The sequence below is a fragment of the Paenarthrobacter sp. A20 genome, assembly GCF_024168825.1.
In the GTDB taxonomy this organism is placed as follows: domain Bacteria; phylum Actinomycetota; class Actinomycetes; order Actinomycetales; family Micrococcaceae; genus Arthrobacter.
On sequence record NZ_JALJWH010000001.1, the window covers coordinates 300,734 to 324,624 of the forward strand.

Annotated in this window: 22 protein-coding genes and 1 riboswitch; of the genes, 12 read left to right on the forward strand and 10 right to left on the reverse strand. The window is 63.5% G+C overall.

Annotated elements, in window-relative coordinates; translation table 11 throughout:
• Window positions 1–56: 56 nt before the first annotated feature.
• Window positions 57–356 (reverse strand): hypothetical protein, encoded by a 300-nt coding sequence (locus tag J3D46_RS01445; protein WP_231338527.1) that lies wholly within the window; start codon window positions 354–356, stop codon window positions 57–59.
• Between the two features lie 99 nt (window positions 357–455).
• On the opposite strand from J3D46_RS01445, the gene J3D46_RS01450 reads away from it, so the two are divergent.
• Window positions 456–1,064 carry a TetR/AcrR family transcriptional regulator gene (locus tag J3D46_RS01450; protein WP_231338526.1) on the forward strand — a complete coding sequence of 203 codons (609 nt, stop codon included), beginning with the start codon at window positions 456–458 and terminating at the stop codon, window positions 1,062–1,064.
• Between the two features lie 3 nt (window positions 1,065–1,067).
• Here J3D46_RS01450 and J3D46_RS01455 read toward each other — a convergent pair whose 3' ends face one another.
• Window positions 1,068–2,561, reverse strand: coding sequence for a M60 family metallopeptidase (locus J3D46_RS01455; RefSeq protein ID WP_231338525.1), 1,494 nt, complete (start codon window positions 2,559–2,561; stop codon window positions 1,068–1,070).
• A 241-nt stretch (window positions 2,562–2,802) separates the two neighbouring features.
• Between J3D46_RS01455 and J3D46_RS01460 the strand changes: the two genes are divergently transcribed.
• A complete protein-coding gene (locus J3D46_RS01460; RefSeq protein ID WP_231338524.1) occupies window positions 2,803–3,363 on the forward strand; it encodes a low molecular weight protein-tyrosine-phosphatase in 561 nt (186 codons plus the stop codon).
• Window positions 3,360–5,396 carry an aminodeoxychorismate synthase component I gene (gene pabB / locus J3D46_RS01465; RefSeq protein WP_231338523.1) on the forward strand — a complete coding sequence of 679 codons (2,037 nt, stop codon included), beginning with the start codon at window positions 3,360–3,362 and terminating at the stop codon, window positions 5,394–5,396. Before J3D46_RS01460 ends, pabB begins: the two co-directional genes overlap by 4 nt.
• A 58-nt stretch (window positions 5,397–5,454) precedes the next feature.
• Here the strand turns inward: pabB and cls are convergent, their stop codons facing one another.
• Entirely contained in the window at window positions 5,455–6,927 is a 1,473-nt protein-coding gene (cls, locus tag J3D46_RS01470) for a cardiolipin synthase (RefSeq protein WP_253464711.1), read from the reverse strand.
• A gap of 87 nt (window positions 6,928–7,014) precedes the next feature.
• On the opposite strand from cls, the gene J3D46_RS01475 reads away from it, so the two are divergent.
• Window positions 7,015–7,956, forward strand: coding sequence for an aminodeoxychorismate lyase (locus J3D46_RS01475; RefSeq protein ID WP_231338521.1), 942 nt, complete (start codon window positions 7,015–7,017; stop codon window positions 7,954–7,956).
• A 253-nt stretch (window positions 7,957–8,209) separates the two neighbouring features.
• Window positions 8,210–9,664, forward strand: coding sequence for an amino acid permease (locus tag J3D46_RS01480; RefSeq protein ID WP_231338520.1), 1,455 nt, complete (start codon window positions 8,210–8,212; stop codon window positions 9,662–9,664).
• Here J3D46_RS01480 and J3D46_RS01485 read toward each other — a convergent pair.
• The 4 genes from J3D46_RS01485 to J3D46_RS01500 form a co-directional block, all read right to left on the reverse strand.
• Window positions 9,661–10,161: a carboxymuconolactone decarboxylase family protein gene (locus tag J3D46_RS01485; RefSeq protein ID WP_231338519.1), complete on the reverse strand. Its 501-nt coding sequence runs from the start codon at window positions 10,159–10,161 to the stop codon at window positions 9,661–9,663. The genes J3D46_RS01480 and J3D46_RS01485 overlap by 4 nt on opposite strands.
• A gap of 114 nt (window positions 10,162–10,275) precedes the next feature.
• Entirely contained in the window at window positions 10,276–11,337 is a 1,062-nt protein-coding gene (locus J3D46_RS01490; protein WP_253464714.1) for a PLP-dependent cysteine synthase family protein, read from the reverse strand.
• On the reverse strand, window positions 11,334–12,911 hold the full coding sequence (locus J3D46_RS01495) for an aromatic amino acid ammonia-lyase (protein WP_231338517.1): 1,578 nt from the start codon (window positions 12,909–12,911) through the stop codon (window positions 11,334–11,336). The genes J3D46_RS01490 and J3D46_RS01495 overlap by 4 nt, the downstream gene beginning before the upstream one ends.
• On the reverse strand, window positions 12,911–14,239 hold the full coding sequence (locus J3D46_RS01500; RefSeq protein WP_308292036.1) for an NtaA/DmoA family FMN-dependent monooxygenase: 1,329 nt from the start codon (window positions 14,237–14,239) through the stop codon (window positions 12,911–12,913). The genes J3D46_RS01495 and J3D46_RS01500 overlap by 1 nt, the downstream gene beginning before the upstream one ends.
• A gap of 152 nt (window positions 14,240–14,391) precedes the next feature.
• Here J3D46_RS01500 and J3D46_RS01505 point away from each other — a divergent pair, with 152 nt between their 5' ends.
• The 5 genes from J3D46_RS01505 to J3D46_RS01525 all read left to right on the forward strand — a co-directional run bounded on the left by J3D46_RS01505 (window position 14,392) and on the right by J3D46_RS01525 (window position 18,673).
• Window positions 14,392–16,095 carry a SulP family inorganic anion transporter gene (locus J3D46_RS01505; RefSeq protein WP_253464721.1) on the forward strand — a complete coding sequence of 568 codons (1,704 nt, stop codon included), beginning with the start codon at window positions 14,392–14,394 and terminating at the stop codon, window positions 16,093–16,095.
• An 86-nt stretch (window positions 16,096–16,181) separates the two neighbouring features.
• A riboswitch (SAM riboswitch) is annotated at window positions 16,182–16,293 on the forward strand.
• A 13-nt stretch (window positions 16,294–16,306) separates the two neighbouring features.
• The gene (locus tag J3D46_RS01510) at window positions 16,307–16,573 is read left to right on the forward strand and encodes a DUF1737 domain-containing protein (protein WP_159708156.1); all 267 of its coding nucleotides are present in this window, start codon (window positions 16,307–16,309) and stop codon (window positions 16,571–16,573) included.
• Window positions 16,570–16,980 carry a rhodanese-like domain-containing protein gene (locus J3D46_RS01515; protein WP_231338514.1) on the forward strand — a complete coding sequence of 137 codons (411 nt, stop codon included), beginning with the start codon at window positions 16,570–16,572 and terminating at the stop codon, window positions 16,978–16,980. Before J3D46_RS01510 ends, J3D46_RS01515 begins: the two co-directional genes overlap by 4 nt.
• Complete coding sequence (locus J3D46_RS01520) at window positions 16,981–18,189, forward strand: O-succinylhomoserine sulfhydrylase (protein WP_231338513.1); 1,209 nt, start codon at window positions 16,981–16,983, stop codon at window positions 18,187–18,189.
• Between the two features lie 10 nt (window positions 18,190–18,199).
• Window positions 18,200–18,673 (forward strand): hypothetical protein, encoded by a 474-nt coding sequence (locus tag J3D46_RS01525; protein ID WP_231338512.1) that lies wholly within the window; start codon window positions 18,200–18,202, stop codon window positions 18,671–18,673.
• Here J3D46_RS01525 and J3D46_RS01530 read toward each other — a convergent pair.
• On the reverse strand, window positions 18,660–19,856 hold the full coding sequence (locus J3D46_RS01530; RefSeq protein ID WP_253464724.1) for a glutamate--cysteine ligase: 1,197 nt from the start codon (window positions 19,854–19,856) through the stop codon (window positions 18,660–18,662). The genes J3D46_RS01525 and J3D46_RS01530 overlap by 14 nt on opposite strands.
• A 62-nt stretch (window positions 19,857–19,918) precedes the next feature.
• Window positions 19,919–21,442, reverse strand: coding sequence for a UDP-N-acetylglucosamine 1-carboxyvinyltransferase (locus J3D46_RS01535; RefSeq protein WP_231338510.1), 1,524 nt, complete (start codon window positions 21,440–21,442; stop codon window positions 19,919–19,921).
• A 210-nt stretch (window positions 21,443–21,652) separates the two neighbouring features.
• Here J3D46_RS01535 and J3D46_RS01540 point away from each other — a divergent pair, with 210 nt between their 5' ends.
• Window positions 21,653–22,597, forward strand: coding sequence for a WXG100 family type VII secretion target (locus J3D46_RS01540; protein ID WP_231338509.1), 945 nt, complete (start codon window positions 21,653–21,655; stop codon window positions 22,595–22,597).
• A gap of 140 nt (window positions 22,598–22,737) precedes the next feature.
• On the forward strand, window positions 22,738–23,088 hold the full coding sequence (locus tag J3D46_RS01545; RefSeq protein WP_231338508.1) for a hypothetical protein: 351 nt from the start codon (window positions 22,738–22,740) through the stop codon (window positions 23,086–23,088).
• Between the two features lie 30 nt (window positions 23,089–23,118).
• On the opposite strand, the gene J3D46_RS01550 is transcribed toward J3D46_RS01545, so the two are convergent.
• Window positions 23,119–23,853, reverse strand: coding sequence for a siderophore-interacting protein (locus tag J3D46_RS01550; protein ID WP_231338507.1), 735 nt, complete (start codon window positions 23,851–23,853; stop codon window positions 23,119–23,121).
• Window positions 23,854–23,891 lie beyond the last annotated feature (38 nt).

The following is a 23,891-nucleotide window of genomic DNA, read 5'->3' on the forward strand; positions in this document are numbered from 1 at the left end:
TCGCAGTTACGGGCGTTCTGAGCTCTCGGAACGCCCGCAACTGCGACCTACTTGGGTTAAGCGGACTTCCGGGCGGCGCGTCGGGCGGCGCGCTCCACGGCCTTGCGGGATAGAGCGCCGTGGCCGGCCATGAGCCGCGGGACCACGACGTAGACCGCAGCCGGTACCACCACCGCGGTCAGCAGGAGTGCCCGCAGGACGGGGTGCCACGGCTCCATGATCGGGCCGAGCAGCAGCATGCCCAGGGACACAAGCGGGAAGATCGCCAACCAGGTGATGAGCGCCCGGGTGTGCACGGATGGCATGTGCGGGCGGGCTGCGGACGTCGTTGCTTCGGGGGCGGCTTGGGCAGTCATGGCATTCTCCAACCAGATAGTTGCAATTGGCTTGGAAACACCATAACCAAGCCCGCCAACAATTACAACTACTTAGTTGGAAACTGGTAATATGACCCTATGGCGTGGGACACAGAGCGAACAAAGGGACTGCTGCTCGAGGCAGCGACGTCGGAGTTTTGCGCGCGTGGACTGGCCGGTGCCCGCATCGACCGCATCGCGGCTGAGGCAGGCGTTAACAAGGAGCGGATCTACCAGTACTTCGGCAATAAGAACGCACTCTTCGACGCCGTGATCGTTGCCGCACTGAGCACCCTCATGGACGAAGTTCCCATCGAGGGCAGTGGGCCCGAGGCCATGGCGGACTACGCCGGACGCCTCTTCGACCACCACCAAACCGATGCCACGGCACCCCGCCTCCTCTTCTGGGAGGGCCTGGAACGGGGCACGGACGTTGTGGGCCTGCCCAAGCGGATGGCCAACTGTGCGTCAAAGGTCAACAGCACCATCGCCGCCCTGCCCGGCATCTCCAGGGAAGACGCCGGAGACCTGCTCATCACCATCGTGAGCCTCTGCGACGCCGCACCCGTACTGCCCGCGCTCGACGGACTGATGGCCGGCGACAGGCCAGGCCGGACCGAAAGGCGACGTGCCGCCGTCGTACGCACCGTTCACCTGGCCGCCGCAGCGCTGGCCGCCGAAGCCAACGCTCCAGCGACCACCGCTTAAGCTCTACTGAGCACCGGCCTCCTCAAACTGCGAGCGCGCGGCGAGGGATTTTTGCGACTGGATCTGCTTCGCCAGCATGAGCTGCGCTTCGTCGCGGATCAGCGTGGGATCGCTCGACGGCGGCACTAGCCCTGCCGCTGCGATCTGGGCACGCGCGTCGTCGTCCACGGTGAAGCCCCATTTGAGGAAGAAGTCGCTCAAGTCAGTGTTCGCGGCCTTGCTGGCCCACACCACAAAGTTGCGCAGACGGTAAACCTCATCCCAGTAGTCACCCTTGGGAGGTCGCTGCTCCCTGATGATCTTGTGCAGCGTCGGCCAGAAGTTCTTGAAGCCCAGGCGGAGCTGTTCGAACATGACCAAACGTTCCATGCCGTCGAACGTGGTCCCGTACACCACCCCATCGCTGCCGATCATGGGCACGGCCGATTCCCACGGCGTCAGGCCGGTGGTCCCATCGGGGACGTGAAGCCGAGGCTGCTGGCCGTACTTCCTGGCGAAGCTGGCATTCACGGCGAGGGAGTAGATGTTCACCGTGACCTCTGTCAGTGACGTTGGCTTGTAGGTCACCTGCTGGTGTTGGTGACCCAGCTCGTGATAGATCCCCCAACCCCGCATGCGCAGGCCCTCCACCGTCAGGAGGCGGTCCTGAATGGGCGGCGGAAAGGACGTATGCCCATGCGTGGCGTAGGCGCCAACGTTGGCAATCGCCGAGGGATACCCCACCAGGTGATACGGGTGGGGTTGGCGGGCATGGACTGGACTTGAGCCGTCGTACCCGCTGGTCACGTCCTCGATGGAGATCAGGTCCTCGAACGTGAACATCAAGTCTGAATGGTTCTCTGAGCGATACCGCAGTGCCGACGCGCGCTCTACGGTGACTGTTGCATGCGCACTGACCAGTTCCACGAACGGGGTTGGACGCTCATCGAGCTGCCGCTGGAACTCAAGTTCACTGGTGCGGCCATACACGAAGTAGGGCATAGGCTGCGCGGCGGCGTCGAGCGTGGCGTTGACGTATCCGCCGTCGCCGATCACCTTGTAGTAGATCACTCCGCCGCCGGCATCAGTAATCACGTTCTTTCCCCGCTTAAGTGGGTACTCACGGGACTTCTTGAACTCAGGGCGGGCATCGGCGTCGGGGGCCCCAATCACCAGAACGGCATCCGCGGTCATCGCCTTCACAGAAACGATCAAGGACGCGTTTGCCGGGAGGTGGAACCCGGTGGATTGAAGGTTGGTGGTGCACAGGGAGATCTGCAGCCTATCCTCCTCCGAGCCATGTGAATCCGGCATTGCTGTGACGATTTGGCTGCGCGACTGGCTGGTTCGGGTATCAGCCGCAGCCGGACCGGCAGCCCACGGCACCATCAGGCCACCGGCAACCACCGCCATGGCGCCCAAGGCACCACGCCTGCTGATGGCGTGACGCCCCAGGGCCGCTGTTCCGGCATTATCGGCTTTATGGGAAACGGGGACGGGGCTATGGCTTTCAGTCATGGATCATCCTTTTGTCCGTGCCGATCACTATGACCGGCCTCACGGGTTAAAATGAAAGCGCTTACTATCGATTAAGGCAATAGTCTCAGCGAAATAGCAGAAAAGAATCGCTCACGCCACAAGAAATAGAAAGCGTTTACTAACCTCTTCCACCACTATGTGACAGATTCGACACATAAAATGACTTTCCTGTGGAGTGGCCCCCTAGCCAAGAAGGGGTGCCATGAATCATGCTTGCTGCATGTACTCAACGACGAGCCCATACCGCATCATCACGGTCTGCACTGGAAACATCTGCCGCTCACCCATGGCAGCGCTCATGCTCACCGAAGCCTTCGAAGCGGAAGGGCTCGGCCAGCTCGTTGCAGTGGACTCTGCGGGCACCACCGGGTACGAGGTCGGGCATCCCATCGATCCCCGCGCAGCCCGGGTCCTCACAGCCCAGCACATCGCGTCAGAGGATCATGTAGCCAGGGAATGGCGGCATGACTGGTTCGCCGAACGGGAGCTGATCCTCGCACTCGACGTGGACCACTTCGGCTGGCTGCAGCAAGGCGCCCCGGACCGCCCGTCACTGGAGAAGGTTCGAATGCTGCGCAGCTTCGATCCCCACATGGCAGGGCGCAGCTCCCTGGACCTGGGCATCGAGGACCCTTGGTACGGCGGCCACACTGACTTCGACAACACCTGGACGCTCGTCAAGGCGTCCATCCCCGGAATCGTGCAGTACGTCAAGACAGCGATCGCTGCGGTTGACGACGCCCAAGCCCACGAGCACCAGCAGGTAACCTCTATGTCATGACCCCTGCACCCGTGATCATCGCTGTTGACGGCAGGTCCGGCGCAGGAAAAACCACACTGGCCGTTGAACTGGCGGCCCGCCTTCGGCAGCACCACAAGGTTTCGCTTTTCCATCTGGAGGACATCTACCCCGGCTGGAACGGCCTCCGGACAGGCATTGAACGTTACATCGCCACAGTCCTGACGCCGCTGAGCTCCGGCCAGGCCGCCGAATGGACCAGCTGGGACTGGGAACGGCACTACGACGGCGGACTGAACGTCACACTGCCCGCCGAGATCGTGATTGTTGAAGGCGTTGGCGCTGCGGCAGCTGCTGCCCGTTCCATGCTGGACGCCGTGGTGTGGGTCGAATCCCCCGGTGATGACCGCCGTCGTCGTGCCTTGGCGCGGGACGGAAGCACCTACGAACCGTACTGGGACGCCTGGGCTGCCCAGGAGGATGAGTGGCTTGAAACGGATGCCGTGGCAGGCGCCGCCGACATCCGCGTGCAAAACCCTGCGGACGGAAGCGCTCCTGACAACGTATTGCAGGCCCTTATGTACTTGGCGCCGCTCGCGGCGATCCTCTCGCCCGAACTCAGTGGCCGCCGCGGACTGCAGCTGCGCTCCGAACGGCTGGACATGATGCCCGATGCGGCGCAGCTCTTCCAGTCGCTTTATGGCCGCTCCACGAACGCAGTATGGCTGGATTCCTCAAACGCCTCGGCGGTGGCCGGCAGGTCCCAGGCTGCTGCCCGCAGCCGCTTCAGCATCCTTGCCGACGACGGCGGCACCTACGGTCAGTCGGTCCTTCACCGGGCCGGGGCTACCGAAGTGACCGCCGGGTCCGCCACAGTGACCACGTCGGGACCGTTCTTCCGCTGGCTCGACTCCGTGTGGGGTCGGCGGGCTGTCCGTGCACCCCGCGGCTACGACGGCCAGTTCACGCTGGGCTGGCTGGGATACCTGGGCTACGAACTCAAACGGGAAACCGGCGGCAACGACGTCACCTCGCCCACTCCGGACGCAGCCTTGCTTTTCGCCGGCCGAGCCGTGGTGCTGGACCATCGGGAACAGACTGCCTGGCTGCTCGCCCTGGAAGCGCCCGACGCCGATGCGTGGTTGCGCGAGGCCCGCACCGCCGTCGGGGCTGCTGTGGTCCCGGCTGCCGCGGTCCCTGACTCCGGGACCGCTCCCTCTGGACTCGAGTTCCTCAGCCGCGACTCCGCCACGGACTACAAACGCAAGATCGCAGACTCCCAGCACGAAATCAGTGAAGGCAATTCCTACGAGATTTGCCTGACCACCACCCTTGAAGCCCCAGCCGGGAACCTGGATCCGTGGCGCAGTTACCTGAACCTTCGACGCCGGAACCCGGCACCGTTCGCCAGTTACCTGCGGTTCGGCGAACTGGTGGTCGCGAGTACGTCGCCCGAGCGGTTCCTTCGCATCCTGTCCGATGGGGGCATGCGCGCCGAGCCGATCAAGGGCACCCGACGCCGTTCCCCGGACGCAGCCGAAGACTCGGCGCTGCGGCACGAGCTGGAGACGTCGCCGAAGGACCGCGCCGAGAACATCATGATCGTGGACTTGCTGCGCAACGACCTGAGCCACTTCGCCATCCCCGGTTCGGTGACAGTGAGCCGACTGTGCGCCATTGAAAGCTACGCCACGGTCCACCAAATGGTCAGTACCATCGACGCCCACCTGAAGCCGGGCGCACCACGTGCCGAAGCCCTGGCCGCTGCCTTCCCGGCCGGCTCCATGACGGGTGCGCCGAAGATCAGCACCATGGACATCCTGGACCAGCTGGAGGCTGGGCCACGGGGCATCTACTCGGGCGCCATTGGGTACTTCTCGCTGAACGCTGCCACGGACCTCGCTGTCGTCATCCGCACGTTGGTGGTGAACCCCGACGGCGACGGCGGGCGCACGCTGTCCCTCGGGGTGGGCGGGGCCATCACCGCGGATTCCGTGGCCGATGACGAGTACGAAGAGATCCGCACCAAGGCGTTCGGTGTCCTGTCGACGTTGGGCGCCGAATTCCCGGGCTGAGTTTTTGTACAGCTAATGCCCCTAAGAGCACCCCTAAAGGGCATTAGCTGCACTAAAACTACTGGAGCGTCGCCGTCAATCGGGCCACGTTATCCACATACTTGGCCAACGGGGGTCTGTGCATCCAGTCATCCAACATAAGCTCACGGGACACCTCGCGATATGTGGATTCCACGGCCCGCATGAGGTCCACGGTTTCGGCGCCGAGGAGCATCACCGAGACCTCCATGTTCAGGGAGAAGGAGCGCATGTCCATGTTGCTGGAACCGAGAACGGCCACTTCGTCGTCGATGGTGAAGTGCTTGCCGTGGAGGACGTACGGCGCCCGGTACAGGTAGATACGGACACCGGCACCCAGCAGGGCTTCATAGTAGGAGCGTTGGGCATGGTGGACCAGGAACTGGTCGCCCTTTTCGGAGACGAAGAGCTCAACGTCCACTCCACGCTGCGCTGCGGTAGTGATGGCGTAGAGCAGGGAATCGTCCGGGACGAAGTAGGGGCTGCAGATGGAGATCCGGTGCTGCGCCGAGTAGATCAGGGTGTTGAACAAGCGCAGGTTGTTTTCGGTGGCGAATCCTGGACCGCTCGGCACTACCTGGGCAGTGACTCGGCCCGGAGGCGGCTGGGTTGGCAGGCGCAGCTGGTCCTCCAGTGATTCGTCCGTTTCGCTGAGCCAGTCCGTTGCGAACACCACGTTGAGCGTGGCCACGATCGGGCCCTCGAGCCGGGACATGAGCTCAACCCATTTGCGGCCCACTTTGTGGTGCTTGGGGTTGTTGTAGGAGGGTTCGATCAAATTCTGTGAGCCGGTGAACGCAACTTCGCCGTCGATGACCATGATCTTGCGGTGGTTCCTGAGGTCGGGCCGGCGCCATTGACCGTGGATGGGCAGCAGCGGCAGCATTCGCTTCCACTGGATCTTTCCTGCCTTGAGCCGCCTGATCAGGCGGCGGTACCCTTTGACGCGCAATGTTCCGATGTGGTCGAAGAGCAGCCTGACGGTGACACCGCGGTCAGCCGCGTTTTCCAGCTCGGTGAGCAGTTCGTCCGTCACGGAGTCGCTGCTCATGATGTAGAACTCGGCGTTGACGTAGCTCTTGGCGCCCTTGACTGCCTGGGCCATGGCTTTGATGGACTCTTCGTAGCCGGGAATCAACTCAACTTTGTTGCCGTCGACCATGGGCAATGAGCCGAGCCGGTGGTTCAGCTCTCCGGCCGACTTCACCCATTCCGGCCCGGAGTACACGCTCACGGGATCGGACAGATCGGAGGTCACCGCACGAACACGGCGATTGACCTCTTCCTGCTGCTCACGCCTGCGCCGGGACAACTTGAAGTTGCCGAAAAGCAGGAACAGGACGAACCCCACAGATGGGATGAGAAACACAGCCAAAAGCCAAGCCATGGCGGTGGTGGGACGGCGGTTGCCGGGGATGATGCCCAGCAACACGATGCGCATGACGACTTCCGCAATGGCCCACGCTCCAAGCAACCAGGTCCACTCCTGGCCAAACGGAAAAGGAAAGAGCACCCGACAAACCCCCACAGTTCATGAACAACAGTGAGCACAGCCTATCCGGCAAAGTCCCCTCCACCGGGTCCGCACTAAGCTGGGAGCATGACTTCACCTGCCCCGACGGTCCTTGTTTTCCTGGACCCGGCCTTCGAAAACGGACGCATCGCCGATTCCAGCCAGCCTCAGCTCATGGCAACGGACCTGGGTGCCACCCGCGGCGACGGCGTGTTCGAATCGCTCCTCGCTGTCCAAGGACGTGCCCGCAAAGTCCAGGCCCACCTGAACCGGCTGGGCAGTTCCGCGGCGGCCTTGGACTTGGCGGTCCCCGAGCAGGATGTGTGGCGCAAGGCGATCGAGACCGCCATCAACGAATTCCGCGACATCCACCCCGCACCCACGCCCGAAGAGGACGAAGTCGTCGTCAAGCTGATCGTGACACGCGGTGTTGAAGGTGCCGCCAGCCCCACATGCTGGGTACAGGCTTCGCCCTCGCCCGCGGGCAGTCGCCGGCAGCGCGAGACGGGCATCGACGTCGTACTTTTGGACCGTGGCTTCGATACCGAAGCCGGCGAACGCGCGCCATGGCTGCTCCTTGGCGCCAAGACGCTCTCCTACGCGGTCAATATGGCGGCGCTGCGCTACGCGCACAAACAGGGCGCTGACGATGCGATCTTCACATCCACTGATGGGCGTGTCCTGGAAGGCCCGACGTCCACTGTGCTGCTGGCGCATCTGGAAACGGTCGACGACGGCGAAGGTTCCGTCAGGACTGTTCGCCGCCTCATCACGCCCCAACATGACAGCGGCATTCTCCCGGGCACGTCGCAGGGTGCGCTGTTTGCCGCCGCGAAGGCTGCCGGCTGGGAGCTTGGCTACGGGCCGCTGGTACCCCAGGACCTGTTCGATGCTGATGCTGTGTGGCTCATCTCCAGCATCCGCCTGATCGCACCCGTGAACCACATCAACGGCAAGGAAATCGGCACCCCCTCCGTGCGGAAGCAGCTCACCGCCGAACTGAACGAATTGTTCGCGGGGATCGAATAGGCGCTCCGATCCACAGGCATTCGCCGACGGAGCTCCGCATGGAACCTAGCAGATAACAAGTAGAGTAATTGCTCGCGTGACTCAATGATTAGGAATTCTTGGTCTCAGCCAAGAGCAATTTGTGCGTCCAATCGCATTCCTTATCCTCCTTGAAATGGTCATTACGCATGTGATGAATCTTGTTGTCGTGTTAGTTGGATCACGTCCGGCTGGTACTACTTCAGACTTTGACGGCTAACTTCCCGGAGGGAATATGGGACTCAGCTCCCCCACAAAAGCCGAAGCATCGGCAACCGAGGCGCAGTCCCGGACTGATGCCTCAAACACAGGACTGCGCCGGTCCATGGAGGCCCGGCACCTGGTGATGATCGCCATGGGCGGCGTCATCGGCTCAGGCCTGTTCGTTAGTTCCGGATACACCATCGCCACGGCAGGGCCCCTTGGTGCGGTGCTGGCATTCCTCATCGGCGCCGTGGTGGTCTACCTGGTGATGGCCTGCCTCGGGGAGCTCGCTGTTGCGTTCCCCGTCTCAGGCGCCTTCCACATCTACGCAGCCCGGACGATCGGCCCGGCCACTGGATTCGCCACCGCCTGGCTCTATTGGCTCTGCTGGGCCGTCGCGCTAGGGTCTGAATTCACCGCAGCGGGGTTACTCATGCAGCGTTGGTTCCCTGGCGTCGACGTCTGGATCTGGTGTTTCGTGTTCGCCACCGTACTGTTTACGCTGAACGCCATTTCATCGCGTGTCTTTGGTGAATCGGAGTTCTGGTTCGCGCTCATCAAGGTCGCCGCCGTCGTCGGCCTGATCATCCTGGGTGGCGCCGCGTTGGCAGGCTTCCACCCCCTCGCTGCGGGCGACTACCCCTCCTTTGGCGAGAACTTCACCACGCCGGACGGGCTGTTCCCGAACGGCTTCACGGGAGTCTTTGTCACCTGCCTGGCAGTGTTCTATGCGTTCTCCGGCTCCGAACTGATCGGTGTCGCCGCAGGCGAAACGGCCAACCCCGGCGCGAACATCCCCAAAGCCATGCGGACCACGGTCATCCGGCTCATGATCTTCTTTGTTGGCGCGATCGTGGTTATCGCAGCCACCATTCCCTACGAGCAAGTCAGCGTGGACGAAAGCCCGTTCGTCACCGTCTTTTCCATGCTGGGTATCCCGTACGCCGCCGACATCATGAACTTCGTGATCATCACGGCTCTTCTCTCCGCGGGCAACTGCGGGCTCTTCTCGTGTGCCCGGATGCTGTTCTCGTTGGCCGACGAAGGCCACGCGCCCAAGGCGTTCCGCAAGTTGACCAAGCGCGGCATCCCGATGGTGGCCCTTTGCGTGAGCATGCTCGGCGGCCTGGCATCCCTGATCAGCAGCGTGGTCGCCCCGGCAACGGTCTACCTGGTTCTTGTCTCGGTGGCCGGTTTCGCGACGGTTGGTGTCTGGATGTCCATCGTCGCTTCACACTTCATCTACCGCCGGACCTTCGTCAAAAACGGTGGCGACCTCAGCACCCTCCCCTACAAGGCGCCGTTGTTCCCCCTGGTTCCGATCCTCGCGTTCGCACTGTGCGTGGTGTCGCTGATCGGTATCGCGTTCGATCCCAACCAAGTGGCGGCACTCTTGTTCGGTGTTCCCTTCGTGGGGGCCTGCTACGCCGTCTTCTACTTCAAATACGGGCGACGGCGGTCGCTCAAGAAAGCGGTGGACGCTTAGGGCTGCGGTGGCGCCTGCTTCTTGGCCGCCCGCACCGGGTGCTCGCTCAGAATGGACAGGCGGTTGAAGGCGTTGATTCCGATGGCAGCCATGCAGAGAACACTGATCTGCTCGTCGCTGTAGTGCTGTCGTGCCTGGTCGAATAGCTCGGGGCTGGGCCGCGAGGAGCTCATCCGGGTGATCTGCTCGGCGATTTCCATGGCCACCACTTCGGCGGGCTCGAAGAGCTGGACTTCCTTGTAGACAGCCACCAGGGACAGCCGCTGTTCAGTCTCGCCGTACTTCAGGGCCCGGCGATGGTGAAGGTCCAGGCAGAATGCGCAGCCGTTGATCTGTGAGCAGCGATAGTTGATGAGTTCAAGGGTCCGGCGCGAAATACCGAGCCGGTCGGCCTCTTCAACAAGTTGCTGTGAATAGTGGCTCAGGGTGGCGTAGAGATCCGGCTGCTGCTTGTCCAAATAGCCGGCAAGGCGCGGCTGTGTTTCCTGTTCGGGCATGTTTGGAGCCTAACGCAAAGGGGCCGAGCACCCTCAAGTGAGCGAGCGTCGGCCAAAACCCGACAGGAAGTGAGCGAGCGTCGGCCAAAACCCGACGGGAGGTGAGAGAGGATCCTACTCGCGGGCGGAGGGGGTGTCGGCGGCGAGGCGGATGCCGTGCTCCGCCAGCCACACCGGGTTGAAGGCTTTGCTCAGGTAGTTCGTACCGGCGTCGGGGGCTATGGCCACCACCACCGAGCCGTGGGGTGCGGCGCGCGCCACCCGCAGGGCCGCAGCCACTGCGAGCCCCGACGACGGACCCAGCGCAAGCCCTTCCTCATCGAGGAGCCGGTGCACGGTGGTGTAGACCTCATCGTTGGGGATCCGGAGGAACCGGTCCACAATGGCGCGGTCGAAGGCCTTGGGCCACTCCGGTTCCGGCCAGGAGTTGCCCACGCCGTCCACCAGGATTTCGCCGGGATGCCCGCCACTGTAGGCAGAGCCATAGGGATCAGCCCCGACGACTTCCAGATGTCCGCCAGGCCGCAGGGCAGCCACACGTTCCTTCAAGAACCGGCCATTCCCGCTGATGGTCCCACCAGTCCCGATGCCCGCAACGAAATGCGTCACCAAGCCGCCGGTCTGCTCCCAGATCTCCGGGCCAGTGGCTTCGTAGTGTGCAAGAGGATTGGCGGGGTTGTCGAACTGCATGGGCCGCCACGCACCGGGCGTCTCGGCCGTAATCCGCGCAGCCACTGCCCGGGCGTTCTCCGGCGACTCGGACGGCGCATTCCAGTCGGTCAGGATCACGCGGGCGCCGTAGTTGTGCAGCGCGGCGAGCTTCTCCTCGGAGATCGTGTCGCCCGTGACCACCACCACCGGATGCCCCGTCAGGTGGCCAATGAGCGCCAGGCCAATCCCGGTATTGCCGGACGTGCTCTCCACGATGGTGGCCCCGGGTTTCAGCTCGCCCGACCTTTCAGCCGCCCGCACCATGCTCAGCGCGGTCCGGTCCTTGATGGAGCCGCCGGGGTTTTCGGACTCGAGCTTGACGCGGATGGCGCTGCCCAGTCCGCGGCTGAGCGCCTCCAACGTCACCAGCGGAGTGTTTCCCACCTTGTCCAGAACCGAAGCATCCAGCCCGTCCGGAACAGTGGAAGCCGCATGTACACCATGTTTGCGAAACGCCGTGCTCACTGCGCATCCTCCCCGTCCGCTGCTGGGAAAACCTGGTCAATGACGTCGTGCAATTCAACCCGCGCCCGCTCCACGAGGTCCGGTGCCGACGGCCTGTCGGCCAGCACGTCCGCGAGCCGACCCACGACGGCGCCCGTCCCCTTCCCGAGAGGTTGCGCGGCTCCGGCTTCAAGCAGCAAATAGGACGCTGTCAGGGCCTCGATCGTCAGGAGCTTTTCCAGAACACCCAACGACTTTTCGAGTTGCTGCAAGGCGAGCGGGGCAAGGGTTGAATGGTCCTCGACGTCGGCGGACAGGGTTGGTGCGCCGAGGGTTGCCGGGGCGGCCAGGAACTTGAGTTCGGCCAGCAGTCCGGCTGCGGAGTACCACAGCAGCCCGGGCAGTTCCTCCTGGGCAAGGCCCGGCGCACCCGCCTCAGAGGACGCAGCCTCCAGATGCCTTGCCCGGATGGCCCGTTGGGGTGGATACAACTTGGCGATGCGCCGTTCACTGGAAATTCCCACATGCGCCAAGGCCAGCCGCAGGCTTTCGAACGCAAGAGCCAGTTGCATCGGTTGGAAGTTTCCGCCGGAGACCATGTAACCGGATTCAACGTCCACCAAGGGATTGTCGCCGCGGCCGTTGAGCTCGACTTCCAACGCAACACCGAGCTGTGTCACCAAGGACCGGAATGCCCCGTGCGTTTGCGGCGCAGCCCGGAAAGACAGCGCGTCCTGCACTGAGACCTCGGGACGGACGTCCTCCAGCCATCCACCCCTCAACAGGTGACGCACAGCAGCAGCCGAGTCCCGCTGCCCGTCCACCGCCTTGGCCCCCTGGATAGCCGGCGAAAACGGGCTGAGGTTCCCGCCGCCGTCGTACCTTGCGATGGTCTCCAGCGAGAGGGAAAGCGCGACGTCGGCCAGTTCGGCTATGCGTTGCAAACGCACCAGGGCGAGGGTTCCTACGCCCACGGAATACGCGTTGGCGCTAACCAGCGCGAGCGCTTCGCCCGGCGCGAGGACCAATGGTTGGAGGCCGGCGCCTGCGAGCGCTTTGGCCCCCGGCACCAAGGTTCCATCGGCATCGAAGGCTTCACCCTCACCTATTGCGACGGCAGCGACGGCGGCGAGCTGGGTCAGGTCGGACGAGCCCACCGAGCCTTCACGTGGGATGGCGGGAAGGACTCCGCGGTTGATCATCTCGACGTAGAAACCAGCTGTTTCCGGACGGACACCGGAGCCGCCCCGGCTGAAACCTATGAGCCGGGCAAGGATCACTGCCCGGGCAGAAGCACGGTCCAGATACGAGCCCACACCGCTGTTGTGATACCTGACGACTTGGATTTGGTACGCCAGGAGGGACTTCTCCTCCACAGCGGTGTCGCGGCCGGATCCGAGTAAGGTGTTGAGCCCGTAGACACGCTGCCCCGACGTGGCGGCACGTTCAAGCACATCCCGGGATCGGGCCAGCAAAGACAACGTATCTTGGTTGAGTTTCACGTGAAACGTCGGGTCTGCAGCAGCCACGGCCACACTCCACGCAGATACCGGCGCCGTTCCCAAGAGTAGGGTCCGCGGCTCAGCTGACGCCATCAGAAGTCCAGGAGATTCTGCCGGAAACCACCGTTGCCGTAAGTCTTCCTCAACAACCCGCGACGCCTCAGTTCGGGAGTGAGCTTGTCCAGCACACCATGCACCGTTACGGGATCAACGAAGCCCGAGAAGAGGAACCCGTCGCCACCCACCTCAGACCCTGTCGACTCGAGGTAGTCGGCAATTTCGCCGACCGTGCCGATGATCGAGTCTCCCGCTCCGCCACTGCGCGCCTGCAGGATCTGGCGCAGCGTGGACCCCGGAGGCGCCGCTTTGGCGAAGTGTTCCAGTGTCCCTTGGTTGCTGTTGGTGCTCAGTTCCGGAAGGGGTGCGTCGAGGTCGAACTGTTTGAAGTCGATCACGGACAGGTAGGAGATGGAGTTGAGCTGGCTGTCGATGTCGCGCTGGGTAAGCTCACGACGCCGGGCCCGCAATTCCCCGGCCTCGGCCGCAGAACCAACCACGGTGGGCTTCAGGACGAAAAGCACCTTGACGTCGTCGGGGTTCCTGCCGGCTTTGGCAGCCTCCGCACGGATCGAGTCACGGTAGGACTTCATCCCGTCAACGCCACGGGCCAGGGCAATGGCCACATCAGCGTGTCCGCCCGCGAACGCCTTGCCCCGGGGAGAGGCACCGGCCTGCACCAGCACGGGTTCCTCCGGCAGCGGCGCCGTGTTCAGCGGACCGCGGACTTTGAAGAAGTCGCCCTGGTGGTTGATCGGGTGAACTTTGCTGTGGTCCGCGAATACTCCGGCGTCCACATCCTCAAGAACAGCGCCAGGCTCCCAGCTCCGCCAAAGCCGCCTGACGACGTCAACGAACTCCTCCGCCTTTTCGTAGCGAAGATCGTGCTCGATCTGCTGGTCCAGCCCGTAATTCTGCGCGGCGAGGTCACTGCCCGAGGTAACGACGTTCCACCCCAGCTGCCCCTCGGAAAAATGCTGCAACGTCGCGAGGAGACGGGCGGCCGTGAAGGGCGGGTAGAAGGAAGCGCTGACCGTCGGCACGATGCCCAGGTGTTCGGTGGCGGCGAGAAGGTACGGGACCAATGCCAGCGGATCATGTTTGGGCGCGAAGGACGCGTGGGCCAAGGACACCTCGGCCGAACCGCCATACGTATCAGGAACCGTGAGCGAGTCCTCGATGATGAACAGGTCCAGGCCGGATCGTTCAAACGCCCGGACGGCCTCCTGGTACAGGGCGGGTTTTTTCCAGTCGTAGCCCAGGCCGTAGCCGGGCGTACCCCAGCCCTGGACACCGAATCCGTGGCCCACAAACCATCCAAAGTGCAGCATGGGCTTGAGTGTAGAACTGCTCTGTCCGTTCACCACGACCTGATTTCATGCGAAGTTACAGGGGGTCGTACTGGGTCAATTATGCTCCCGGGACGTCACAATTGGACGTGCCCCGGCCCCTCCCGGTTTCCACATACAGCGGTCACCTTGTTCCGCAGACAGGAGGCGTCGGGAATGATCGCTGTATGAGTGCATCAACCGCCCGCCCTTCGGCCAAAGACAGGCTGTCCAGCGTCTGGGCCCTCAAGGGTTACAAGCGTGAATGGCTGCGGCATGACATCATCGCGGGCGCCGCGCTGTTTGCCCTGCTGGTGCCCGCCGGGATGGCTTATGCGCAGGCAGCCGGGCTTCCACCTGTTACCGGACTCTACGCGACCGTTGTGCCGTTGCTCGCCTACGCCGTCGTTGGGCCTTCCCGCATCCTTGTCCTGGGACCCGACTCGGCCCTGGCCCCGCTGATCGCCGCGGCGATTGTGCCGCTGGCGGCGGGAAGCAGCGGGAAGTCGGTGGCATTGGCAGGACTCTTGGCCGTCCTGGTGGGTGCCTTCATGCTCGCGGGCTCAGCCTTGAAGCTCGGGGCAGTCACGGGCCTGCTGTCCAAACCGATCCGGCTTGGGTACCTCAACGGGATCGCCCTTTTGGTAGCGCTCTCGCAGCTGCCGGCGTTCCTGGGGATTGAGGCCGACGGCGACATCTGGCACAAGCTCGCGAAGGTCACCACTGGGGTGCTGGGCGGCGAGGTCAACATCACCGCGCTGCTGCTGGGCGTGGCCTCGCTGGCATTGACCTGGGTCCCAAGGGTCCTGAAATGGAAGGTTCCGGGCGTCCTGCTGGCGGTGGTTGGCTCCTGCGTTGCGACGGCGGTCTGGGGCCTCAACGACGACGTCAAGGTCACCGGGGAATTGCCCCAGGGCCTGCCGATGCCCGCGCTTGGCGGCATTGGCTGGGCAGACGCGTTAACGTTGCTGCCCGCCGCTGCCGGCATTGCGCTCATGGTCTTCGCGGATACGGGAGTGCTGTCCCAAACCCTGGCCGCGAAGGAAGGCAAGCGGGTGTCCGGCAACCGGGAGATGGCAGCGCTCGGGGCGGCCAATGCTGCCACCGGCTTGCTGGGGGGATTCCCGATCTCCGGCAGCGCCTCCCGAACCCCTGTCGCCGTGGACGCTGGTGCCAAGTCCCAGATGACCGGCGTTGTGGGAGCGGTGCTGGTGCTGGCCTTCATGCTGTTGGCTCCGGGCGTGACCGCGTATCTGCCTTCGGCAACTCTGGCCGCCGTCGTGATTGCGGCGGCGATTGCCTTGGCCGATCCAGCAGGCGTCCGGCGGCTCCTGAGCATGAGCCGGAGTGAATCCGTAGTAATGCTCGCCGCGTTCCTGGGAGTTCTCACAGTGGGCGTTCTCCAGGGCATCGTCGTAGCCGTAGCCTTGGCGCTCCTGGATTTCGTACGCAGGGCGTGGGACCCGTATCGAACAGAGCTCGGCTCCGAGGAGGGCCTGCCCGGCTACCACGACCTCGAGAGGCACCCTGGTGCCGAACGCATCCCCGGCCTCCTGATTTTGCGCTTCGATGCGCCCCTGTTCTTCGGGAACGGACAGGTCCTGGCAACCTTCGTTCGCGAGCAACTGGACGAATCCCTTGACGAGGGCGAACATCCCATTACCCACGTCGTCCTCGCCGCTGAGCCCATCACCGGGATCGACACCACAGCCCTGGACGATCTGGTCACGCTGGACGAATGGCTCGCAAGCAAAGGCGTGGACTTGGTGTTCGCCGAGCTCAAAGGACCGGTGAAGGACAAGTTGATCCGCTTGGGCACAGCGGCCCGTTTCACACCCGCCCATTTCTTCCCCACTGTCGGGGCTGCGGTGCGCGCGCTCAGGCGCGAATAGCTCCAGCCTCTCCGATTACGCAACATGACGAGGGTGCAGGTACGTGCAAGTGCAGCCCGACGCCCGCGGATGTTACGTTTTTCTTGAGTAATGAGTACCAGCGCAAAGCCCTGACTTGCTGGTCGGCAACCCTCTCTCCGGCGGGGTGCCTCAGGTGACTACTCGGCGTATCGACAACTCGAACTGCAAGCGTGACTGAGGAGCACCAGCAATGCCTGAACCCACTGAAGAAAAACTCTCTTACCGCCTGATTACAGGCCCGGATACCCGTGATTTCTGCGAGCGTATCCACAACTCGCTGGCAGAAGGCTACGTACTCCACGGCAGCCCGGCCGCCACATTCAATGGCACCGACGTCATCGTTGCCCAGGCCGTCGTCCTTCCGGCCGCGATTGCCACTGCGGATGCCGCCGTCGCCAACGCCGTTGACCAGTTGGAGAACTACGACGACGAAGAAGCATTCGAGGGCCACGCATGAGCTACGCAGGTGACCTGACCCCGCAGGACGCGTGGGCCAAGCTTGAAGAAGGCGCCATCCTGGTGGATGTACGCACCGAGGGCGAGTGGGCCCACATCGGTATCCCGGACACCAAGGCAACCGAGAACGATCCCCTGTTCATCCAGTGGAACCTCGCTGGCGGCATCCCCAATTCCCGTTTCATCGAGGACCTGCAGCAGCAGGCGCCCGAGGACGACACCGTGGAGCTCGTCTTCATTTGCCGCTCGGGCCAGCGCTCAATCTCCGCCGCCATCGCTGCAACGCAGGCCGGTTTCACTGCCTATAACGTCCTTGAGGGCTTCGAAGGCGAACCGGACCGCTACGGGGAGCGCACGGTCAATGGTTGGAAGAACCGTGGCCTGCCGACGAATCTGGGGACCGAGTAAGTGACGTTCAATCCCGACGCCGCCGGCTGGAGCCCTGACACCCAGGCCGTCCGCGGCGGCCTTGACCGCACAAATTTCCAGGAAACGGCCGAACCCGTGTTCCTGAACTCCGGCTTCGTTTACGAATCCGCCGCAGCTGCCGAACGGGCCTTCACCGGTGAGGACGAACGTTTCGTCTACTCCCGCTATGGCAACCCTTCCGTGGCCACGTTCCAGGAGCGCTTGCGCCTGCTCGAAGGAACCGAGGCATGCTTCGCCACCGCGTCCGGTATGTCCGCAGTCTTCACCGCCTTGGGTGCGCTGTTGGCTGCCGGTGACCGCGTTGTTGCTGCCCGTTCCTTGTTCGGCTCCTGCTTCGTGATCCTGAACGAGATCCTCCCGCGGTGGGGCGTCGAGACCGTTTTTGTGGACGGCCCGGACCTGGACCAGTGGCGTGAGGCCCTCTCGGAACCGACCACCGCGGTCTTCTTCGAATCGCCGTCCAACCCCATGCAGGAGATCGTCGACATCGCTGCCGTCAGCGAACTGGCGCATGCCGCAGGGGCGACGGTCGTCGTCGACAATGTCTTTGCCACTCCCCTGCTGCAGCGCTGCGGTGAGCTGGGCGCGGACGTGATCGTCTATTCCGGCACCAAGCACATCGATGGCCAGGGACGTGTCCTCGGCGGCGCGATCCTGGGCACCAAGGAATTCATCGATGGCCCGGTCAAGCAGCTCATGCGACACACCGGTCCTTCGCTTTCCGCCTTCAACGCCTGGGTCCTCACCAAAGGCCTGGAGACCATCGGGCTGCGCGTAAACCACAGCTCGGCGTCCGCTTTGAAGATCGCGGAGTGGCTTGAGCAGCAGCCCGCCATCAGCTGGGTCAAGTACCCCCTGTTGAAGTCACACCCGCAATACGAGCTGGCCGCGAAGCAGATGAAGGCCGGCGGTACGGTGCTGACGTTCGAGCTGCTCCCTTCCGCGGGACGTTCTGCCAAGGATTCCGCGTTCGCGCTGCTCGATGGCCTCCGCGTCATCGACATCTCCAACAACCTTGGCGACTCCAAGTCCCTCATCACCCACCCGGCCACCACCACCCACCGGGCCATGGGTCCGGAGGGCCGCGCGGCCATCGGACTCAGCGACGGCGTTGTCCGTTTGTCTGTGGGCCTGGAGGACGTGGACGACCTCATCCTGGATCTGGAGAAGGCCCTCAAACAGGTCTAACCTTGCTGCCATGAGCGGGAACCATCCCTATCGCCGTGCCGGAGCGGTCATCGTTGCCGGCACGGTGGTGTGGTTCGTTGGAATCTCGCCGGTCTCCCGCGTCTACATCACCCCGGACAACGCCGCACGCCTGCGCATGCTGACAGCCAGCCAGCGCAGCTGGATTGCGGGGCAGCATCTGACCGCTGTGGGAACCGTCGCAGTCCCGGTGGGATTCGCCTACCGCCGGGGATCCAACACGCCGTTCCTCACGTACTCCGCGCTGCACGTTGTGGCGTTGGCAGCCCTCGGCGGGAGCCTTCTCTCCCTGCCCGTCCAACGGTGGATCGGTGTCACGGCCGCGGCCAGCGCACCTGTCTATGGCGCCATCTTGGTAGCTAAGAAGGACATCCCGCCGTTCTTCTTCTACTTGGTGGAGGGACTGACCGGCGCCTACCTGATGACATGGGAGGAATCCGAAGCCGACAAGCCTAGGGCCGCCTGACCCGGGTCAGCATGGGCGCCGGCTCCCTACGCGCGTCAGCGGCGCAGCCGCGCACCGTCACCTTCGCAGCATGCCCGACGACGGCGGCCAAGGCTTGGTTGGTGGGCGGACTGCCCGGCTGGCTTTGCCGATCCCGCTGCCTTTTGTTGTAACGCACCGCGGCTTCGCGTTGTTCATGGGCCCCGTTGCCTCGTTCAAGCAAGGCCGAGATCCCCGCTTTGACCAGCTCCAATTCGCTGTGGTCATCCAGGACCGGGCTCACGTAGTCCACCAGCGCCCACACAACCTCCGACGCCGGCCGGGGACGGAAATCACCGAAGTCCAGGAGATCTCCGCGCAGCCCTGAATTACTGGCTTGCCAGCTCGCCATCCGCAGGAGTGCCGTGGGCACCGCTGTGGGCTCAACGCCGTCGAGCATTTCCAAAGAAGCCGTCTCCACCAAAGCCCGCACCAGCACGGCAATCAAGGCCGCGTCCTCGGCGCGGAGGCAGACATCGGCCACGCGGACCTCCACGGTGGGGTGGTTCATGGAAATGCGGGCGTCAAAGTAGATCATGCCCTCATCCAGGATGACGCCTGTTTCCAGGAGTCGTTTCACGATGCGTCGATAGGCGGTGGGCGAACCGAAAATGGCCGACGGTCCGGAAGTGGGCCACCGGTTCCATGCCTGCGTGCGGTAGCTGTCGAAACCCGTAGGAAGTCCGCGCCAGTACGGCGAGTTGGCGGTGAGGGCCGTGAGCACAGCGAGTTTGTCGCGGATGTGGTCCAGCACCACCACACCTTCCTCGGGTGACTCCACTGACGTGTGAACATGGAATCCGCACGTCAGTTGTTCCGTGGCAACGATCCCGAAGCGATCCAGCATCGCGGCATAGCGGGGATGAGGAGTGGTGTGCGTGTTCGAGGCCAAGGGAGACGTGGCGATCGCGGCCACCCGGGCTCCGTGCTGGCGGGCGGTCTCGTTGGCCATTGCCCTGCCACGGTGGATCTGCTGCAGGAGCTCGGTGTAGCTGTGGCAGGGACGGGTCTGGGTTTCGATTTGCTCCAGCTTGAGTTCGTGGCTGAGGCCCGTGGCGGTTGTGGGCTCTTCGTGGCCTGCCAGCAGCGCATCCGCGAGGGCCAAGGGCTCGCCCGTCACAGGATCGACGATGAGCAGCTCTTCCTCAACCCCGAAAGTCCGCATGCTCCATTCTGCGCCCGGCGGCCGGTGGAGGACAGGGCTTGCATGCCTCCACCGGGTGGAGCCTAGTCCTGGAAGTACTCGATCTTCGCGCCGATGGTGTTCAGTCGCTCGGCCAGGTCCTCATAGCCGCGCTCGATCACGTAGATGTTGCGAAGTTCGGAGGTTCCCCTGGCTGCCAGCATCGCCAAGAGCAAGCAGGCGGCAGGGCGCAGGGCCGGCGGGCAGCCGATTTCCGCGGCACGCCACTTGGTGGGCCCGTTGACGTAGATCCGGTGCGGATCGAGCAACTGAACCTGGGCGCCCAGCTTGTTGAGCTCCGTCAAATAAATGGCACGGTTCTCATAGACCCAGTCGTGGATCATGGTCTGGCCCTCGGCATTGCCCGCAATCACGGCGAAGAACGGCAGGTTGTCGATGTTCAGGCCCGGGAATGGCATGGGGTGGATCTTGTCCTGCGGTGCGCGGAGCTCGGAGGGCTTGGTTGTGACGTCCACCAAGCGTGTCCGGCCGTTGCGGGCCATGTACTCACCGGAGATTTCGAGGTTCTGGCCCATCTGCTCCAAAGTGGCGAGCTCGATTTCCATGAACTCGATGGGAACCCGGCGGATGGTGACCTCGGAGTTGGTGACGATGCCTGCGGTAATCAGGCTCATGGCCTCGATGGGGTCCTCGGACGGGAAGTACTCAATATCGACGTCAATGGCGGAGCGTCCGGTGATCTTCAGCGTCGTGGTTCCGACGCCGTCAATCGCCACTCCAAGCCCCTGCAGGTAGAAGCAGAGGTCCTGGACCATGTAGTTGGGGCTGGCGTTGCGGATCACGGTGGTACCTTCGCGGTGCGCGGCGGCCATGATGGCGTTCTCGGTAACGGTGTCACCGCGCTCGGTCAGGACGAAGGAACGGTCATGGGCGTCAGCCGGAGGCGCAGAAACAGAGTAGAAGCCGGACTTCGCTTCAACCTCAAGTCCGAACTGGCGAAGCGCCTGCATGTGGGGCTCCACGGTCCGCGTGCCGAGGTCGCAGCCACCGGCGTAGGGCAGCAGGTATTCGCTGGTCTCGTCCAGCAGCGGACCGAGCAGCATGATGACGCTGCGGGTGCGTCGGGCGGCATCGACGTCCATTGATCCAAGATCCAGGACCTCGGGGCGGCGGATACGGAGATCGCTGCCGTTGAGCCATGTACATTCCATGCCGATGGACGTCAGTACCTCGACGATCCTGTTGACTTCCTCGATGCGTGCCAAGCGGCGCAGCGTGGTGGTGCCACGGTTGATCAGGCTCGCGCACAACAGTGCGACGCCTGCATTCTTACTGCTGTTGACGTCCACTTCGCCCGAAAGGGTTCGGCCACCCTCGACGCGGAGGTGGGTCATCTGCGGCTTGCCTACTTTGACGATGGAACGCCCGAAAATGGCCTCGAGCCGTTCGATCATCCGGAGGCTCAGATTCTGTTTACCTTGCTCCATCCGGGCGATTGCGCTCTGGCTGGTTCCCAGCTCGGTAGCCAGCTGCCCCTGCGTCCACCCTTTTTCGCCACGGGCGTTGCGGAGCAGAAGGCCTACGTGTTCAGCGGTAGGTTGAGTCATATCCAAGAAATATCACAGGTGAGCTAGAACTCTCGAACAAAACGCCGTTTGAGCGGCTAACGTCACACCATACCCGTGCCGTGAGATATAGGGCTCGACGGCGGCCACTCATCGCAGGCGAACGCTTTCCCTCAGTCGCCATCGGGCAGTAGTACCCATTGCGGTCCGCGGAGCAATACCAAACCATGGAGGGAAAGCTCAGGGGGAAACATGCCTTTCTACGGCGCCGACGTCGACCAACTCAAAGCACTTTCGAAGGCTTTGGCCAACGGTGCGTCACTGCTGACCAGCCGGGCCCGGGAGCTCGACTCGTTGATCGCCCAAGGCATGACCGGCCAAGGCGGCGGTTGGCAGGGCCAGGATGCCAAGCGTTTTGCCGCAGATTGGCAGGGCCGCCTGAGGCCGTTGCTGCAGACAACCACGCGGGGCCTGGAAGAGGCGTCACAGTCCGTGCTCACCAACGCCGACCAGCAGTCCTCCGCATCCACGGAAGGTGCGGGCAGCGAGGCCACCACCAAGACCACCGCGGCCAATCCGAACCCTGGCCAGCCCACACCGCAGGAAATCCTGGACGAATACCAGGTCAGCGACGCGGAGACCACCAAGTGGCCCGGAGACTGGGATCCCCTGCGCTTCGTCGTTGACCAACGGGAGGTCACCGAGAAGGAAGCGGAACTCCTCAACGGCTTGGGTCCTTTCGAGATGAACGCCTTCAAAGACATTCATGATGACGCTTTCAGCACTGCCGATGACCGCTTCCCCAGCGCCGATCGCAACGATGACCAGAACGACGCCTTCCGCCACGCGTACTGGAACGCGCTCATGGTCAAGGAGTTCGGCGCGGACTGGGCGGAGGACTACGCCACGGCGCACGAGCAGCTCCCCGGCAATCCTGCGCCCCGCGAAGCCATGGATCTGTACAACAATGAGGTGGGCCGCAATGTGGCCATAGCCAACCCGGATGCCAGCGCTGAGGAGCTTGCGGATTTGATCGAGGAAGCCGTGAACAACGGCGACACCGTGGTGGTGGGACAGGACCTGCTGCCCCACCCGTCCAATGAGGTCCCCATGGACCAGACCGGCGACGCCAACAATGCCGAGCCCGCCCCGGGCGAGGATCCGGAGTTTAACGACGAGTCGAGGACCACCTCATGAGGTTCCCCCACCAAACACAGGCACGACGACGGCCGAGGGCTTCCGCCGGCCGCGCCACCCTGGCCGGCCTGCTCACCGTTATTCTGGCCTGCGCCCTGGCCGCCTGTTCACTGGCCGCCTGTTCACTAGGAGGATCCGTCATGCCCGAATCGAACGAGAAGCTTAACAGCCAGGTGCTTGAGTCCGCGAGGAACGGCACGGCCTTGAAACTGGCTGACGCCACGGACTTCGAGTGGGACCAGGCGGGTTTCGTGACGGAGGGAACGCCGGCCAAGGACATCGAAGCAGCCTTCGGCGAGCCGCTGACCAAGGAGAACCGCTACACGGCCTCGCCCACGTTGTTCGTCTTCCTGAAGGACGGGAAGGTGGCCAAGGCAATCCGCATCGTCCCGGATGCCTTTTTCGGCGCTGACGCACAGAAGAAGTACGGCCGGGACGTGGTCCTCACCCCACCGGAGGGGAAAAAGGGCTTCCTCAACTGGCGCGAGTAACGCCTGAAGGCCGCAGAAACGCTGCGATTCCTAGACGCGCCAGTACCCCAGGGCATCGATCCGGTGTTTGTCCACGCCCAGCGTCTTCCGCAGGTGTTTCACGATTGCCCGGGTGCTGGAGGCTTCGCAGGCAATCCAGAAGAAGTCGCTATCCACGGAAACAGTCTCCGCAGTGAGCGCACCACAGACCTCCTCCACCAAAGCGGCACCGTCGCGTTTGCGCGGAATCCAGGTGACGACGTCGGAATCCGACGTCCGCACTTCAAGCGAGGGGTCGGCGTCGTGCTGGTATTCAAGCCAGGCACTCACCGGAGCCCCGCCCGCCGCAGAAAGCTGCCGCTCGTCCAGCAACGAATTGATGGCCGGGATGGAGGCGGGGTCGCCCACCACCCAGATCCGGCGCGGAGACGGTTGCGGGAAGGTGAAGGAACTCCCCTGGACGGTGGCATCGATGGTGTCGCCGGCACTGGCGGAACGGGCCCAATCCGCCGCAACACCGTTATGCATCGCGAAGTCCATGCTGAACGTGCCTGCCGCCGGGGAGGCATTGACCAAGGTGTAAGCGCGCTGGTGTGCCTTGCCGGAATCGTCGAACCACAGCCGGATCCACATGGTGGGATGCAGGCCGCTGCGCTCCAGGAGGCCGCCGTCGCGGACGTGGACGCGGAGGAAATCCGGGGTGATCTCTTCCTTCCCTGTGACTTCCAAGGTGAAGTCCTTGGCGCCCATGACTTTGAGGACGACGCCTTCCCAATTGCGCTTCAAGCAACACTCCTTCACGAACGGCCACGATTTGTGAACGG